Source organism: Nitratidesulfovibrio sp., assembly GCF_040373385.1.
In the GTDB taxonomy this organism is placed as follows: Bacteria; Desulfobacterota; Desulfovibrionia; order Desulfovibrionales; family Desulfovibrionaceae; genus Cupidesulfovibrio.
This window is the reverse complement of record NZ_JBDXXH010000002.1, coordinates 273,856-287,031: the sequence shown is the minus strand read 5'-3', so window position 1 is coordinate 287,031 and position 13,176 is coordinate 273,856. Positions and strand designations below refer to the sequence as shown.

Annotated in this window: 12 protein-coding genes and 1 tRNA gene; 8 read left to right on the top strand and 5 right to left on the bottom strand. The window is 60.8% G+C overall.

The genetic code is table 11. The features are described 5' to 3' along the window. Positions 1-358 precede the first annotated feature (358 nt). Both ABWO17_RS04345 and tadA read left to right on the top strand, forming a co-directional pair. On the top strand, positions 359-1,015 hold the full coding sequence (locus tag ABWO17_RS04345) for an LOG family protein (protein WP_353116358.1): 657 nt from the start codon (positions 359-361) through the stop codon (positions 1,013-1,015). A 265-nt stretch (positions 1,016-1,280) separates the two neighbouring features. Further along, complete coding sequence (gene tadA / locus ABWO17_RS04340) at positions 1,281-1,712, top strand: tRNA adenosine(34) deaminase TadA (RefSeq protein ID WP_353116642.1); 432 nt, start codon at positions 1,281-1,283, stop codon at positions 1,710-1,712. Positions 1,713-1,786: 74 nt separating this feature from the next. On the opposite strand, the gene ABWO17_RS04335 is transcribed toward tadA, so the two are convergent. After that, positions 1,787-3,892, bottom strand: coding sequence for an ATP-binding protein (locus ABWO17_RS04335; protein ID WP_353116357.1), 2,106 nt, complete (start codon positions 3,890-3,892; stop codon positions 1,787-1,789). Positions 3,893-4,161: 269 nt separating this feature from the next. Here ABWO17_RS04335 and ABWO17_RS04330 point away from each other — a divergent pair. Both ABWO17_RS04330 and ABWO17_RS04325 read left to right on the top strand, forming a co-directional pair. Continuing rightward, positions 4,162-4,255 (top strand) — tRNA-Ser (locus tag ABWO17_RS04330). Positions 4,256-4,364: 109 nt separating this feature from the next. Then, positions 4,365-4,853, top strand: coding sequence for a hypothetical protein (locus tag ABWO17_RS04325; RefSeq protein ID WP_353116356.1), 489 nt, complete (start codon positions 4,365-4,367; stop codon positions 4,851-4,853). Positions 4,854-5,065: 212 nt separating this feature from the next. On the opposite strand, the gene ABWO17_RS04320 is transcribed toward ABWO17_RS04325, so the two are convergent. Further along, positions 5,066-6,355, bottom strand: coding sequence for a DUF4910 domain-containing protein (locus ABWO17_RS04320; RefSeq protein WP_353116355.1), 1,290 nt, complete (start codon positions 6,353-6,355; stop codon positions 5,066-5,068). 798 nt (positions 6,356-7,153) lie between these two features. Here ABWO17_RS04320 and ABWO17_RS04315 point away from each other — a divergent pair. Continuing rightward, positions 7,154-8,890 (top strand): putative bifunctional lysylphosphatidylglycerol flippase/synthetase, encoded by a 1,737-nt coding sequence (locus ABWO17_RS04315; RefSeq protein ID WP_353116354.1) that lies wholly within the window; start codon positions 7,154-7,156, stop codon positions 8,888-8,890. A gap of 113 nt (positions 8,891-9,003) precedes the next feature. Here ABWO17_RS04315 and pyrR read toward each other — a convergent pair whose 3' ends face one another. Next, complete coding sequence (gene pyrR, locus ABWO17_RS04310) at positions 9,004-9,537, bottom strand: bifunctional pyr operon transcriptional regulator/uracil phosphoribosyltransferase PyrR (RefSeq protein WP_353116353.1); 534 nt, start codon at positions 9,535-9,537, stop codon at positions 9,004-9,006. 223 nt (positions 9,538-9,760) lie between these two features. On the opposite strand from pyrR, the gene ABWO17_RS04305 reads away from it, so the two are divergent. From ABWO17_RS04305 to ABWO17_RS04295, 3 genes are all read left to right on the top strand, one after another. Then, on the top strand, positions 9,761-10,054 hold the full coding sequence (locus ABWO17_RS04305) for an adhesin (protein ID WP_353116352.1): 294 nt from the start codon (positions 9,761-9,763) through the stop codon (positions 10,052-10,054). A gap of 243 nt (positions 10,055-10,297) precedes the next feature. Continuing rightward, the gene (locus ABWO17_RS04300; protein WP_353116351.1) at positions 10,298-10,621 is read left to right on the top strand and encodes an IscA/HesB family protein; all 324 of its coding nucleotides are present in this window, start codon (positions 10,298-10,300) and stop codon (positions 10,619-10,621) included. A gap of 246 nt (positions 10,622-10,867) precedes the next feature. Beyond that, positions 10,868-11,083 carry a hypothetical protein gene (locus ABWO17_RS04295; protein WP_353116350.1) on the top strand — a complete coding sequence of 72 codons (216 nt, stop codon included), beginning with the start codon at positions 10,868-10,870 and terminating at the stop codon, positions 11,081-11,083. 224 nt (positions 11,084-11,307) lie between these two features. Here ABWO17_RS04295 and ABWO17_RS04290 read toward each other — a convergent pair whose 3' ends face one another. Further along, positions 11,308-11,874 (bottom strand): NADPH-dependent FMN reductase, encoded by a 567-nt coding sequence (locus ABWO17_RS04290; RefSeq protein ID WP_353116349.1) that lies wholly within the window; start codon positions 11,872-11,874, stop codon positions 11,308-11,310. Between the two features lie 354 nt (positions 11,875-12,228). Further along, positions 12,229-13,119, bottom strand: a complete 891-nt coding sequence (locus tag ABWO17_RS04285) for a 4Fe-4S binding protein (protein WP_353116348.1) — start codon at positions 13,117-13,119, stop codon at positions 12,229-12,231. Positions 13,120-13,176 lie beyond the last annotated feature (57 nt).

Genomic DNA, 13,176 nt, shown 5'->3' with positions numbered 1-13,176 from the left:
GGGAGACGTCAGGCTGCGTCCGGGGGCATCCGGATGTGTCCGGATGCGCCCGGACACGCGGACTGCGCCGGGCCTGCCGAGCCTGCCGGATATGTCGGACCTGCCGGATATGTCGGACCCGCGAAACCGAGCGGTGCCGCGCCGGGCAAGCACCCGCCAATTCGGCAAGTCCCGCCAAACCAAGCAGACTGAGCAGACCGGGCAGACCCAGCAAACCGGGCAAACCGGCCCATCGGGGCAGACAGGAAAATCCGCCTGCCTGGGCCAATGCCCCTGCGCGCCAACCCCAAGAACGCTTTCCGGGCGTTGCACGGGCTGCGCGGAATCCGTATAGTGCGCAAAACTCAAGGAGTGCGCAATGGGTTCTTCCAAGCAGTACGTGATTGACAACCTGTCCATAAAGGAGTCGTGGCGGCTCTTCAAGATAATGGCCGAACTGGTGGACGGCTTTGAAACCCTGAGCGACCTGGACCGCTGCGTGTCCATTTTCGGTTCTGCGCGGGTGAAGCCGGACAATCCCCTGTACACGGAAACGGAAACCATTGCCCGCAAGCTGGTGGAGGCCGGATACGGCGTGATCACCGGCGGCGGCCCCGGTCTTATGGAAGCGGGCAACAAGGGCGCAGCCGACGCGGGCGGCACATCCGTGGGGCTGCACATCCACCTGCCCATGGAACAGGGCGCCAACCAGTTCGTGAAGACGCGTTGCGACTTTCGCTACTTCTTCGTACGCAAGCTGATGTTCATCAAGTACGCCATGGCCTACGTGGTCATGCCCGGCGGCGTGGGCACGCTTGACGAACTGACCGAGGCCTTTGTGCTGACGCAGACCCACCGCATCAAGCCCTTCCCCATCGTGCTGTACAAAAGCGACTACTGGAACGGCCTGCTGGACTGGATTCGCGACAAGATGGTGCCGTACAACTTCATCCGTGAAGAGGAAATGGAACTCTTCACCGTGCTGGACACCCCCGAGCAGGTGGTGGCGTATATCAAGAAGCATGTGATCATTTAGGCGGTGCCGTCACGAGCGGTCTTTTGCCAGAGAGCAAGAGGCTTGCTCGTGACGACACTCCACAGGCGCGGTAGACGGGGCTTGCGGGCCTTTGGCGCGCCAAGGGCGCAACAGAAACCGGCCCGGCCACCAGACGGCAACCGGGCCGGATATTTTTCGGAGCAGCACAGTGACCGACGACGCCTTCATCCTGCCGCCCTACGCCCTGCGCGGACCGGCTGGCCCCGTACCCCCCGCCCCGCCCGGCTGGACGTGGGATGCGCTGATGGATGCCGCGCTTGCGCAGGCCCGCATAGCCGCAGGCCAAGGCGAGGTGCCCGTGGGCGCGGTGGTGGTGGACCGGCAGGGGCGCATCATCGGCACGGGGCACAACACCCCAGTGACCACGCACGACCCGTCCGCCCACGCGGAAATGGTGGCCCTGCGCGAGGCCTGCCGCAACACCGGCAACTACCGGCTGGACGGCGCCGTGCTGGTGGTGACGCTGGAACCCTGCCTGATGTGCGCCGGGGCCATGGTGCATGCCCGCGTGGCGGGCGTGGTGTACGGCGCGCCCGACCTGAAGGCCGGGGCCGTCACATCCTGCCTGGACGCGCTGGACCAGCCCTTCCATAACCACCGGGTGTGGCACATGGGCCACGTGCGTGCGGCAGAGTGCGGGGCGCTGTTGCAGGAGTTTTTCCGGGAACGGAGGTAGGGGCGGCGCGCAGACTGACAACCTACCATTGCCTCTCGCTGCCGAAAATACCGGACAAACGAAACCCCATTAGTTTAATTAGAGGGAAGTCCAAGCTTGTCAAAAAAAGCTCTATTGCGCTCTTTCGCTGCTAAAATCAATCTATCAAAGCCTACAACCTCAATGTAGGCTTTATAGTTATCATTGTAACCAAAGTACCCCATATAATCGCTTGTGGGCTTTAACGCCATCAAAGCTGCTCTTTCTATCATCTTAGGAGTTAGGTCAGCAAGAATATAACAAAATGCAGGAATAGATTCCGACTGAGGAACAGGTCTACCGTCTGACGTTTTAACCTGTCCTTTGCGAATTTTTTGAACATACAGCAGTGCTTGCTCAATCGGATTATCTTTCTCTCCCTCCGAGAAATCATTACGCATAGGGCGCTTAATTTCTATGACGGTTATGCTGGCCAGCGGTAACTTCTGCCCTTCATTAACCAAAAATGGATTATCGTAGATATTAACGCATGCTATATCTGGCTCAAGAGCCTCCGAAGCCCCCGTTATTGGCATCGAGGACAGGGTTTTATCTGAAGCAAGAAAATTATGAAAAGCAAGTCGTTCATCTACAAGCCAAAGGTTTGCGTCATCAAATCGGATGTCACCTGATTCTACCTGCATAGGCATAATCAACTGGTGAATAATATTCTCTTGGGAATATTTTCCATCCCTGTGCCGTTTAATAACTCCTTCAAAAAAATCTAACACTACTTTTCTATGCGATACATAATTTGCCAGGTCCGACTTTTTTATATCACTTGCCATTGCTAGATATTGCCCCAACCTCTCTTTGTACTTTTCAAAAGACTCATCCCCCTGAGGGTTTGATAAATCATGCCCTTTGGATATCATACTCACTTCAAGCTCCGACAGCTTTTTGTAAAGAATAATATCAAGTTCCTTGTCAGATGTGTCTGGATCAACAGTTATCTCATTATAATGACGTAGTATTGGCTTATATTTGGGGGCAACAGTCGAAACAAAAGTCTCCACCCGTTTGCGCCCACCTTCTTTATTTTTATCAAGAACTGAACCTAGTCTTGCAGCAATCTTCCCCAATACTGCATCATTAATATCTTCAAAAACTATTTCATCATCAACCTTATCACCAAAAAGTCCAAATTGATTAGCAGTCTCCTCCCCGCTAACGTCCCTACTTTCTTCAATGTCAAATCCTGTCCTTTCAGAGCGAACCCGTTCGTTTAAGAAGGATGAAACAACAAAGCAGAGATATGCAAACTGCCCAGAACCGTCTGACATTCTCCGATACAACCCAGGAATTTTATTTGTAATATTCTCCTTCTTAACCAATCTATCAGCAGCACAATAACATATTTCATGACAGCTCAGACTGGGATTTCTTGCTTTGATATATGTAAGTTCAAATTCGTACCCTTTGATATTTATCGACTCATGTTCGATATTCCCCAAAGTAAACCCGTCAAACAGATCATCCAAGAAAACTGTATTGTCCCCATCAACGAGGCTAATCCTTGGCCTACCCCCTTCACGGATAAAGTACCAGAGACAATGTTCAAGCATGCTATGTGCTATTTTATTAATAGTTTTCGGAGCATACTTCCGGTATCCAGGAATAAATCCAGACAATGTGACTACAGTCTGAGGCTCTCTTATATTCGACGCAATCTTTCCTTCGGGCGCACCCGGCTTCACGCCATACTGCTTGTCAAACGTAAAAACACGCTGAAACATTTTTCCATCCTCAGAAAAGTAACTACTCTTCACGCTGACATCTTTAAACGCTTTTAGCCAAAGCAGACGCCCAATACCTCGGCACCCTTTCTTTTCTTTGTAGTCGCTATCAAGCTCTTTGAAAGACATCATATTTGCATCATTAAACCCTACCCCGTTATCATCAATTTTGAAGCACACTATTTCTGGCAAAGCTTCCGGGCCAGTTTTTTTTGCACCGTCATCGCCGAGCAAGTTTGTTTGCTCTTCAGACTTAATCTCACGCATAATATGAACACATATCGACCCACCCGTAATACCCTTTCCAGGCAAGTCTTCACACGCGTGTATAGAATTTACAACCGCTTCAAAGAGAGGCAATAAAGCATGTGTTCTGGGAAGAGTTGTATTCCTTAATCTTCCCGACAAGTTGGTTGTTAGACTCATCTGCGCCCCATTTTGTTAGTCGTTGAGCAACGATCCGGCTAAATGCCAATTTTTACCCGCTAACCGCGCGGGGTCCCACAATTATAAAGAGTGAATGCACATGCTGTTTGAATCCAAATGATATCATAACGAGGCAGGTGCGAAGCCTCAAGAACTATCCCTACCGCCGAAGCAGCACGCACCCATTCCCCTCCCACTGGGGGCTTGCTTTCCTTTCCGAAATTTCCTAAAAGGTCACTCCGCCACGGGCAAGCCCCGGTTGGCAACGCGGAGAGGTAGCGAAGTGGCCGTAACGCGCTCGACTCGAAATCGAGTTATCGGTTAGTAGCCGGTACGTGGGTTCGAATCCCACCCTCTCCGCCATATTTCAAGGGGTTGGACACAGTCCGGCCCCTTCTTTCGTTATGATGCCAGCCAGTGGGAGCGAGGACACTTGCGTCCTTCTCCACCAGAAATACCAGCCGGAGCCAGCATGAACGTCTTCCACATCGCACCGCACGACCTTCTTGAAGAAGGGGCCATTCCCACCACCTCCAAGGGCATGGACAAAGAGGACGAGCACGCCCTGTGCGCCTTCGTGGAGGTGCGGCGAGAGGCGGACTACAGCCTGTACGTCCAGTGCTTCACGGACAGGCCGGGCACGCGCGGCATCATTCCCGCCGCGTGCAAGAGCGGCAGCGCCGCATGGACGGCAGGCGACAGCCGCTACCTCACCAACCGTGTCTGGATTTTCACCGACGCCATGCGCGCCAACGCCATGAGCACCGCTGGCGCGGGTCAAGCTGATGGCGCGGCTCAGGATGACGGCGCACAACAGGCCGAAGCCCCCAAGCCCGATGCCGTTTCCGCCAAGGGCATTCAGGCCATCGCCAAGGAATGCGCGGAAGCCCTGAAAAAGGCGCGCCGCCTTGCCGACTACCACGGCTTTGGCGAAGACATGGAAGACGAAGAACTGGACTGATCGCCCGAATTCTCCCCGCAACACGCACAAGGCCCCCGACATCACACCGGGGGCCTTGTTCATGGCAATCAATGGCTGTTACGGGCGCGCTTGAGGGTTGCGCGCGAGGGAGCATCGCAATCGCCGCCGCATACAGATACCCGGCACTTGCCTTCCTGCCTGCGCCCTACTCCGCCGTCCCCAGTCGTACTTTACCCCGCACAACGCCCCTTCTACTCCACCGGGGCCAGCACGCCCGCCGCCACCAGTTCGCGCACCACGGGGATGCACTCGTCGGCGGGCACGCCGATGCGGTCGGCAATCTGCACCAGGTCCAGCGTGCCGTCGGCGTAAGCCAGGTAGTCGATGATGATGTTCACCTTGTTGCAGTACCCGTTCTTCATGGATGTGGTGGGGTACAGGCCGCGCTTGCCCAACTGCGGTTCGCACAGGCAGGTGGCGCGCCAGGTGCGGTTGTTCTCGATGATCTCCAGGCAGCGCGCCAGCGTGGTGAACGAGTTGTCCAGCCCCGCCGGAGACACCACGGAAAGGTCGTCCAGCGAGGTGTGGTACTCCGGATAGTGCCGGTACAGGCTGCGCGCAAAGGGGATGATGGGCAGGTCCACGCCGGGGCTGTTGTACTGGCGCTCGTCGCTGGCCCGGTCCAGAAAGGTGTAGCGCTTGAAATCGGGGTGGTAGGCGCCCAGCACGTGCAGCAGGGTGCGGTCGGCCAAGGTGTTGCCGTTGCGCGAGGGCAGGTACGACCACCCCCGGTCATCGCCGGTGCAACTCAGCACGAAACCGGCCACCACGTTGCGCTGCATCTCGGCCAGATGCTGGCTGAGGTACCAGATGGTGCCGATGGTTTCCGGCACGAACACCAGCAGGTACGACAGTTCGTGGTCGCGCTGCATCAGGTGGCGGGCCATGGCCGTTTGCAGCACCGGGCCGGAAAGCTCGTTGTTGGCCATGGAAGGGTGGCAGACGTAGGTGGACAGCACCACCGTCTTTTCCGAACGGCCAGGCAGGAACAGGTCGGCGCAGGTCATGTGGCCGGGGGCCAGGGTGGAATCTATCACCACCCGGAACGGGCCGGGGCCAAGCGCCTCGCGCTTGTCATGCGCGATGCAGAAGCCCCACGTGCGCTTGTAGTACGAGGTGACGTAGGGTATGGCGTCCGGCTGGTCGGGCAGCGAGTAGAGCCGGGCGTCCAGTTCCTCGCGGGTCACCACGGTGTCCACCGGCTCGGAATAGCCCACCACGTGCAGGTTGCTGACCTTGAAGTCGATCAGCCGGTTGCCCTGCATGTCGGCCACCCAGGCATCGCGGATGTTCCACTCGTCCGGCACGGTCCAGTCGAAACACTGCGTGCCGCTAGGCACCTCATGCAGGCGCAGGCCCGGCAGCAAATCGCCAAGGTAGCCCAACGTCCTGCGCACCCCGTCACCGGTAAGGCTCCTGCAAAGGGGAAAGAGGTCCGCCATCCAGCGGTACATCTCCTGCCCCGGACTCACTGCGTCCATATCCTTCCTTCGGCCCGCGCGGCAGGCCGGGTGGTGATGCGTGTCACCATCCCCGCGCCGTCAAGGGCCCCCCGCCCTGCATCGCGCACCGGCACACTGCGGCGGCATGATGCGGCATGATGCGGCATGAAAAGGTACCGGCGCGACGCCCCGGACAACCCCTTGCCGAATGCGACACGCGCCTGCCCGCACTACGGCTGCGGACACGCCAAACGGGCGCCCCGCACAATGCAAAGCGCCATACAGCCGGGGCACAGTCCCCCTGCGGCACGCTCTTCTACTGCACGGCTGAAACGTGTTCAAGTGACAGAAATGCTACGAAACGGACTTCATGGCACAACACACCCATGCGACAGGAGAAAATATTCATTCACCGCCCATGGATAGGCAGCGCGAATAACGTTTCCCGCAGCCGTGAAACACAAGAAACATCGCCCGCAACTGAAACAGGGGGAACAGGGACCAGCCGCAACGCCACCCGCCCCACCCGCCGTGCCGCGCGCCATGCGGCATGGCGGTTGCGGCGCGGCACGACCCCGCAGGGAGAGCCCGACAACGCCCGAAGCGCATGCAAAACCCGTCCCCGCCGCCAGCCCCGCATGACCGGTCGCACGTGCCGTGCGCAAAACCGCATCCACGGCACGCGATCCCGGCGGCAACGACATGCCCCGCGCGGGAATTCATGCTTCACCGCCTTGCCGTAACCGAGTCTCCAGTGTAGGCTGCGTTCCGCCGCGCCGACAGGTGTGGCAACGCGGCACACGTAAACACTTTCATCCCTGACGGCACCATCTCCGCATGAAGCACACAGACGTCGTATCCGCCGCCCCCAAACATTCCCCACCGTGGAAGAAGCACCTGCGCTCGCTGGGCAAGGTTGCGGTGTTCGCCGTTTTCTGTGGAGCCGTGTGGCTGCTGTACAACGAAGTCAGCAAATACCACATCGACGAAATCCGCGAAAGCATGCGCCAGATGCCCATGAGCAGCATCGCGCTCTCCATGGTGCTGATGGTGTTCAACTATCTGGTGCTGGTGGGGTACGACGCACTGGCCCTGCGCGCCATCAACAAGCCGCTGTCCCTGGCCCGCACCGCCCTTGTCTCGTTCGTGGGCTGCGTGACCAGCTACAACTTCGGGGCGCTGCTGGGCGGCAGTTCGGTGCGCTACCGGTTCTATTCAGCCTGGGGCTTTTCGGTGGTGGATGTGGTGCGCCTGGTGATCATGCTGGCCATCACCTTCTGGGTGGGTGCGCTGGGCGTTGCCGGGGCCGTGTTCATCATCCAGCCGCTGCCGGTGCCCGAATCGCTCGACATACCCATGCGCGACGTGCGCCTGCTGGGCGTGGTGCTGCTGGCGCTGACCGTCGGCTACCATATCCTGACGCTGGTGGCGAAGCACCCTATCCGCGTCATGGGCAAGGAATTCGCGCTGCCGCCCTTCCGGCTGGCCATCATGCAGACCCTGGTGGCCGGGCTGGACCTGGTGGTGGCGGCGGCCTGCCTGTACGTGCTGATGCCCGCCGACCTCGGGCTGGACTTCATCCAGTTTCTTTCCGTGTACCTGATGGCCATCGTGGCCGTGGTGCTCAGCCACGTGCCCGGCGGCGCGGGCGTGTTCGAACTGGTCATCCTCAGCCTGTCGCACACCCATTCGCCGCAGACGGTCATTGCCGCGCTGATCTGCTTCCGGTTCATCTACTACCTGCTGCCGCTGCTGTTTGCCGCCGTGCTGCTGGGCGGCCACGAACTGCACCTGCGCCGCCACGAGGCGGAGCGGATACTGGACGAGGCAGGCCGCTGGAACGACGCGCTGGCCCATACCCTGATGGCCTATCTCGCCTTTGCGGCCGGGCTGATCCTGCTCTTTTCCAGCGCCATCCCCGTGGCGGTCGACAGCCGCGCCGTGCTGACGGCCACCGTGCCGCTGGCGGCCATGGAGGCGGCCCACTTCCTGAGCGGAGTGGCGGGCGTGGGACTGCTGCTGCTTTCGCGCGGGCTGCAACGCCGCCTTGCCTCGGCATGGCGGCTGGTGACGGCGCTGGTGGTGCTGGGCATCGGATGCAGCGTGCTGAAGGGGCTGGACTGGCAGGAGGCCATCCTGCTGGCGCTGGTGCTGGCCGCCCTGTGCGCGACACGTCGGCGCTTCTTCCGCCGCACCTCGCTGCTGCGCGAACGTTTTACCGTGCGCTGGCTGGTTGCCGTGCTGCTGGTGGTGGGCTGTACCCTGGTGGTGGGGCTGTTCGTGCACGGGCACTTGCCCTACACCCACGACCTGTGGTGGACCTTTGCGGCGGACAACGATGCCGCCCGCCTGCTGCGTGCCTTTGGCGGCATTGCCGTGGTGCTGGCGGTGTTTCTGGTGCGACGGCTGGCCTTTCCGCTGCACGGACGGCTTGGCGAGTTCACGGCGGCACGGCGCGAACGGTTCCGGCGCATCTACCGCGCGGCCCAGCGCATTCGCGAAAACGCCCTGCGCCGCAAGAAGCCGGGGCAGGCCAGCCAGCCCGATCAGATAGACAAGCCCGGAAACGACTAGCACATCACGCACTTTTTCCGCACAAATGATAACGGGGCGACGCCGCATCACGGCATCGCCCCGTTTTTCACGCACCATGCAATGATGGCGAGAAATCGCAAAAATTCAGCGCCCTAGCGAACGGACAACAATACCTCGTCCCGCCCGTCGCGCTCGCGCAGCAGCACGTCCACCTGCTCGTTGCGGCCCGTGTTCACGGTGCGGCCCACGAAGTCGGCGTGAATGGGCAGTTCGCGGTGCCCACGGTCCACCAGCACCAGCAGTTCCACGCGGCGGGGCCTGCCATAGTCCAGCAGCGCCTCCAGCGCGGCGCGGATGGTGCGCCCGGTGAACAGCACATCGTCCACCAGCAGCACGTCGCGCCCGTCCAGGTCCACGGGAATGTCCGACGGACCGATGGCGGGCTTGGTGGACAGGGTTGTCCAGTCGTCACGGTACAGGTTGATGTCCAGCGCGCCCGAGGGCAGCGCGCAGCCAAGGCGCTCGGCAATGATGCGCCCCAGGCGGGCCGCGATGTCGGCCCCGCGCCGCTGGATGCCCACGAGCACAAGTCCCGCGCAGTCACCGTGGCGTTCCAGCACCTGATAGGCCAGACGTTCCAGCGCCCGGCGCATTTCCTCTTCGGTCAGCAGAATGGTCTGTTCCATCGGGTTCACCCGTCCGGTGGGAATTCGTAGCTATCTTCGTTGGTAACCGGTTTCCGGCCGCTTGGCAAACCGTCTCCGGCCTGGTGGGAACGGACTGCGGATGGCCGCCGCTACGCCTCACGATTGACGCCGCACGGTCATTGCGCGGTCATTCGGTTGGCCTTTTCACCAGTTCTGCGGTAGGGTTTGGCCGAACGTCGCCACAGGCCGCAAGGAAACGGACATGATCACCCTTGAACACGACGCGCGGGGCATTCTGGAAGAGTACTTTTCGGAAAACCCCCAAAGCCCTATCCGCATCTACGTTTCGCCGCGCGGCAGCCGGGGACCGCACCTCGTGCTGGGCCCCGACCAACCCACCGGGCGCGACCATGTCGTGCAGGTGGACGGCTTCACCTTCTGCATCAGCCAGCGGCTGGCCCAGCAGGTGGGCGCCGTGCGCATCCGGGCGCGCAACGCCGGGTTCGAGGTGGTTTCCGAACGCCCCCTCAGCGCGCGCACGTCCGCAGCTTCCTGAGGCCGGTCCGCTCACGGCATCCGGCAATCCCGTGCCTCTCGGCACACCCCACCCGCCTATGATAGCAAATTCAGAGGGTTGCACACTGCGCACCCTCTCTTTTGTCGTGTCCCCTCCACGTCGTCCTTTGCGTTGCCGCCCCGCAACCCATAGACAACCGCTATGGCAGTGCGGTCGATGCATTGACAAACCACCCTTGGGTACGTACTTGTTGCTCTCCGTACATCCAACAGTGGAGGACACATGTTCGAACTCACCGAAAACGCCCGCAAAGAGCTTGATGCCTACTTTGCGGACAAGCAGAAGAACCCCATCCGGGTCTACCTTGCCCCCGGCGGCTGAAGCGGTCCCCGACTGGCCCTGGCTCTGGATGAGCCTAACGATACCGACAAAGTCTTCGAGGAAGGCGGCTTCACCTTCTGCGTGAACACCGAACTTCTGACCATGGCGGAATCCATCCGCATCGACATCAGCTACATGGGATTCTCGGTGGAATCCGGCAAGCCGCTCGGCGGCGGCAGCAGCAGTTGCGGCGGCTGCGGCAGCGCTGGCAGCTGCGGCTCGTAACCTTCCGGAATCCAAATCATACGCACACGCAACGGCCCTCTTCGGAGGGCCGTTTTCATTTGCCGCCGTGGTGTCGATGCGCTGGCGCCCTGCTGCGCACAGCGCGACGGCAAAGCGGCGGGAACGCAGCAACGCGGCGGGAACAACCGGATTCCCCCTGTTTTCCACACCTGCCGCACTTGACGCGGTACCGGGTGCGCGGGCATCTTCGCGCATCACGCACGCAGGTACGCCCACGGAGCCATCATGACCTTCAAGGAAACCGTCATCCTCGCCATCAAGCTTGCCCACCGGCAGCAACAGGAACTGGTCGTCGGCCGCGAGGACGGACGCTGGGAGATCGTGCCCATTACCGATGCACGTTCCGACCAGTTGCGCCCCAGCGTCATTGTCACCGGGGCCGGGTTGAAATACCCGGAGCACGAAGACCTGTACGCCCGGCTGATAGCCGAAGGGGCCTGAGCAAGACCGCGCTGCCGCCCCGGCTGCTCCGTCGCCATTCCCCGCTCCGCCTTCGGTCCCACGCCACCACCCGGCTGCAACAGCAACGGTTGCACGCTGGCGAACATCACCCGCACGACGCATGACGGCCCGCGCCCCCCAAAGGGACGCGGGCCGTGTTGTGTCAGGTCAGGCTGTCGCGGTGGGCAACGTCAGGCTGCCCCGCGCATGGCGGCTGCGCCACACTATCTCTTCACGTTGGTGGCAACCCAGCCGGCAAAGGCATTCATGAACTTGGCGCCGAACTCGCGCATGGATGCGTCGGTCAGGACGCCGTCGGGGCCGAACAGCTTGTCCGCCCCGCCGATGTACGCCTCCGGCTGCTGCAACGGGGGCATGTTCAGGAACACCAGCGACTGGCGCAGGTGATGGTTGGCGCCAAAGCCGCCGATGTTCCCCGGCGACACGCTGACGATGGCCGCGGGCTTGCCGTTCCACACGCTGCTGCCGTACGGGCGCGAGCCCACGTCCAGTGCGTTCTTGATGGTGGCGGGCATGGAGCGGTTGTATTCCGGGGTCAGGAACAGCACGGCGTCCACGCTCTGGATGGCCTTGCGGAAATCGGTCCACACGACGGGCGGGGTGCCTTCGTCGTCCAGGTCCTGATTGTACAGCGGCAGGCCGCCCACTTCCACGAATTCGAAACGCAACGCGGGCGGGGCCAGTTCCACAAGGGCCCTGGCCATCTTGCGGTTCAGCGAATCCTTGCGCAGGCTGCCCACGATGACGGCGACGGTGAATATGGTGCTCATGGTGTCTCTCCTGTGATTTCAGGTATCGCCGTGTTCCCGGCGGGTGCATCCGCAGGGGGGAGAAACGACGTTACCGCTAGAATACTACCGGAACGTCGCCGGGGCAACGTCTGCTCGCAACTTTTCACGTCATCGCTCACCCGAGTCGGCACATGAGGCATCCGTCAGCGCCGTTCGCCCGCCACCCCGTCGCTGGGGGCGGCGCGAAAAGAGGGTTCTTCGGTTTCGCGACGCCGATGCGGGGGTGATCAAATGCTTGGTGCATGCCGAGTCCCCTACCTCGAATGTATGTGGCCAGATATAGCCAACCAGCCACGCCTGAGGTCGCACCACAGAATCCGGATGGCTTCTCGCCTAGCCTTGCCGCCGCTCCACCAGAGGTACCACGCGGCGCACCAGCTTGCTGCTGTTGCCTGTCGCCCGTTTCTCTGCCGGGGAGCCGGGGATGACATAGACCTCTTCCTGGCGTTTGAGCAGCGGCTTCACCACTTCGTCCACATAGGCCTTGCGACCAGAGATAAACTCTGCCCCGCCGGGGCGGCCTGCGGGGCACACGGCCATGCAGTAGCCGCAGCGGTAGTTCATCTTGTACATCAGCGACTGCCACATGGACGCAGTCTCCCGGTCGAGGAAGCGCTGACGAAAGGCCTCGATTCCCGGAGAGGTCATCGCCGCATCGAGCAGGTCCATGAAGCCGAGAACGTTGTCGCGATACGCGTGGGTCATGCAGGCCATGGGATCGAAGGCCCCCTTGTTCTTGACCGCCCCCACGGGACATACCGCCGCACACAGGCCGCAATGGATGCACGGCGAATTTTCAAGCGGGGTGCCGTAACTGTCCACCTCGGCGTCGATGACCAGCGACGTAAGCCGGATGAAGCTGCCAAAGCGCGGGTGCAGCACCAGCCGGTTTACGCCCATGTGCCCCAGGCCCGCCTCCACGGCCACGATCTTGTGGCTCACCGTCCATATCTTGCCGGGAAAGCGGCCCATGTCCATCGGGAAGTCCGCCGGAACGGCCACGCCTCGCACACCCTGTGCGTTCAGGGCACGCAGGATGCCCCGCGAGGTGGTGACACATTCATCCGAAGCATTGTGGACTTCCGCCGAAGACATGTGTCTGGCCGGACTGCGGATGTTTTCCGGGTTCAGGGGAAAGGCCAGCGCAACGAGCGTGCGTGCACGCGGGTACGCCGCCAGAATATCGGTTCGTTCCGCGTCCAGCGCCTTTCGGCCCAGTTCCACGAAACCGACATCCCCGGCTCCAGCATCCAGACACAATTGCCTCAACTCCGCTGCATT

What these genes read in the sequence shown, in the direction of transcription:
- ABWO17_RS04345 (WP_353116358.1), top strand. Translation starts at nt 359, where the DNA reads ATGGGTTCTTCCAAGCAGTACGTGATTGACAACCTGTCCATAAAGGAG.
- tadA (WP_353116642.1), top strand. Translation starts at nt 1,281, where the DNA reads ATGGATGCCGCGCTTGCGCAGGCCCGCATAGCCGCAGGCCAAGGCGAG.
- ABWO17_RS04335 (WP_353116357.1), bottom strand. Translation starts at nt 3,892, where the DNA reads ATGAGTCTAACAACCAACTTGTCGGGAAGATTAAGGAATACAACTCTT.
- ABWO17_RS04325 (WP_353116356.1), top strand. Translation starts at nt 4,365, where the DNA reads ATGAACGTCTTCCACATCGCACCGCACGACCTTCTTGAAGAAGGGGCC.
- ABWO17_RS04320 (WP_353116355.1), bottom strand. Translation starts at nt 6,355, where the DNA reads ATGGACGCAGTGAGTCCGGGGCAGGAGATGTACCGCTGGATGGCGGAC.
- ABWO17_RS04315 (WP_353116354.1), top strand. Translation starts at nt 7,154, where the DNA reads ATGAAGCACACAGACGTCGTATCCGCCGCCCCCAAACATTCCCCACCG.
- pyrR (WP_353116353.1), bottom strand. Translation starts at nt 9,537, where the DNA reads ATGGAACAGACCATTCTGCTGACCGAAGAGGAAATGCGCCGGGCGCTG.
- ABWO17_RS04305 (WP_353116352.1), top strand. Translation starts at nt 9,761, where the DNA reads ATGATCACCCTTGAACACGACGCGCGGGGCATTCTGGAAGAGTACTTT.
- ABWO17_RS04295 (WP_353116350.1), top strand. Translation starts at nt 10,868, where the DNA reads ATGACCTTCAAGGAAACCGTCATCCTCGCCATCAAGCTTGCCCACCGG.
- ABWO17_RS04290 (WP_353116349.1), bottom strand. Translation starts at nt 11,874, where the DNA reads ATGAGCACCATATTCACCGTCGCCGTCATCGTGGGCAGCCTGCGCAAG.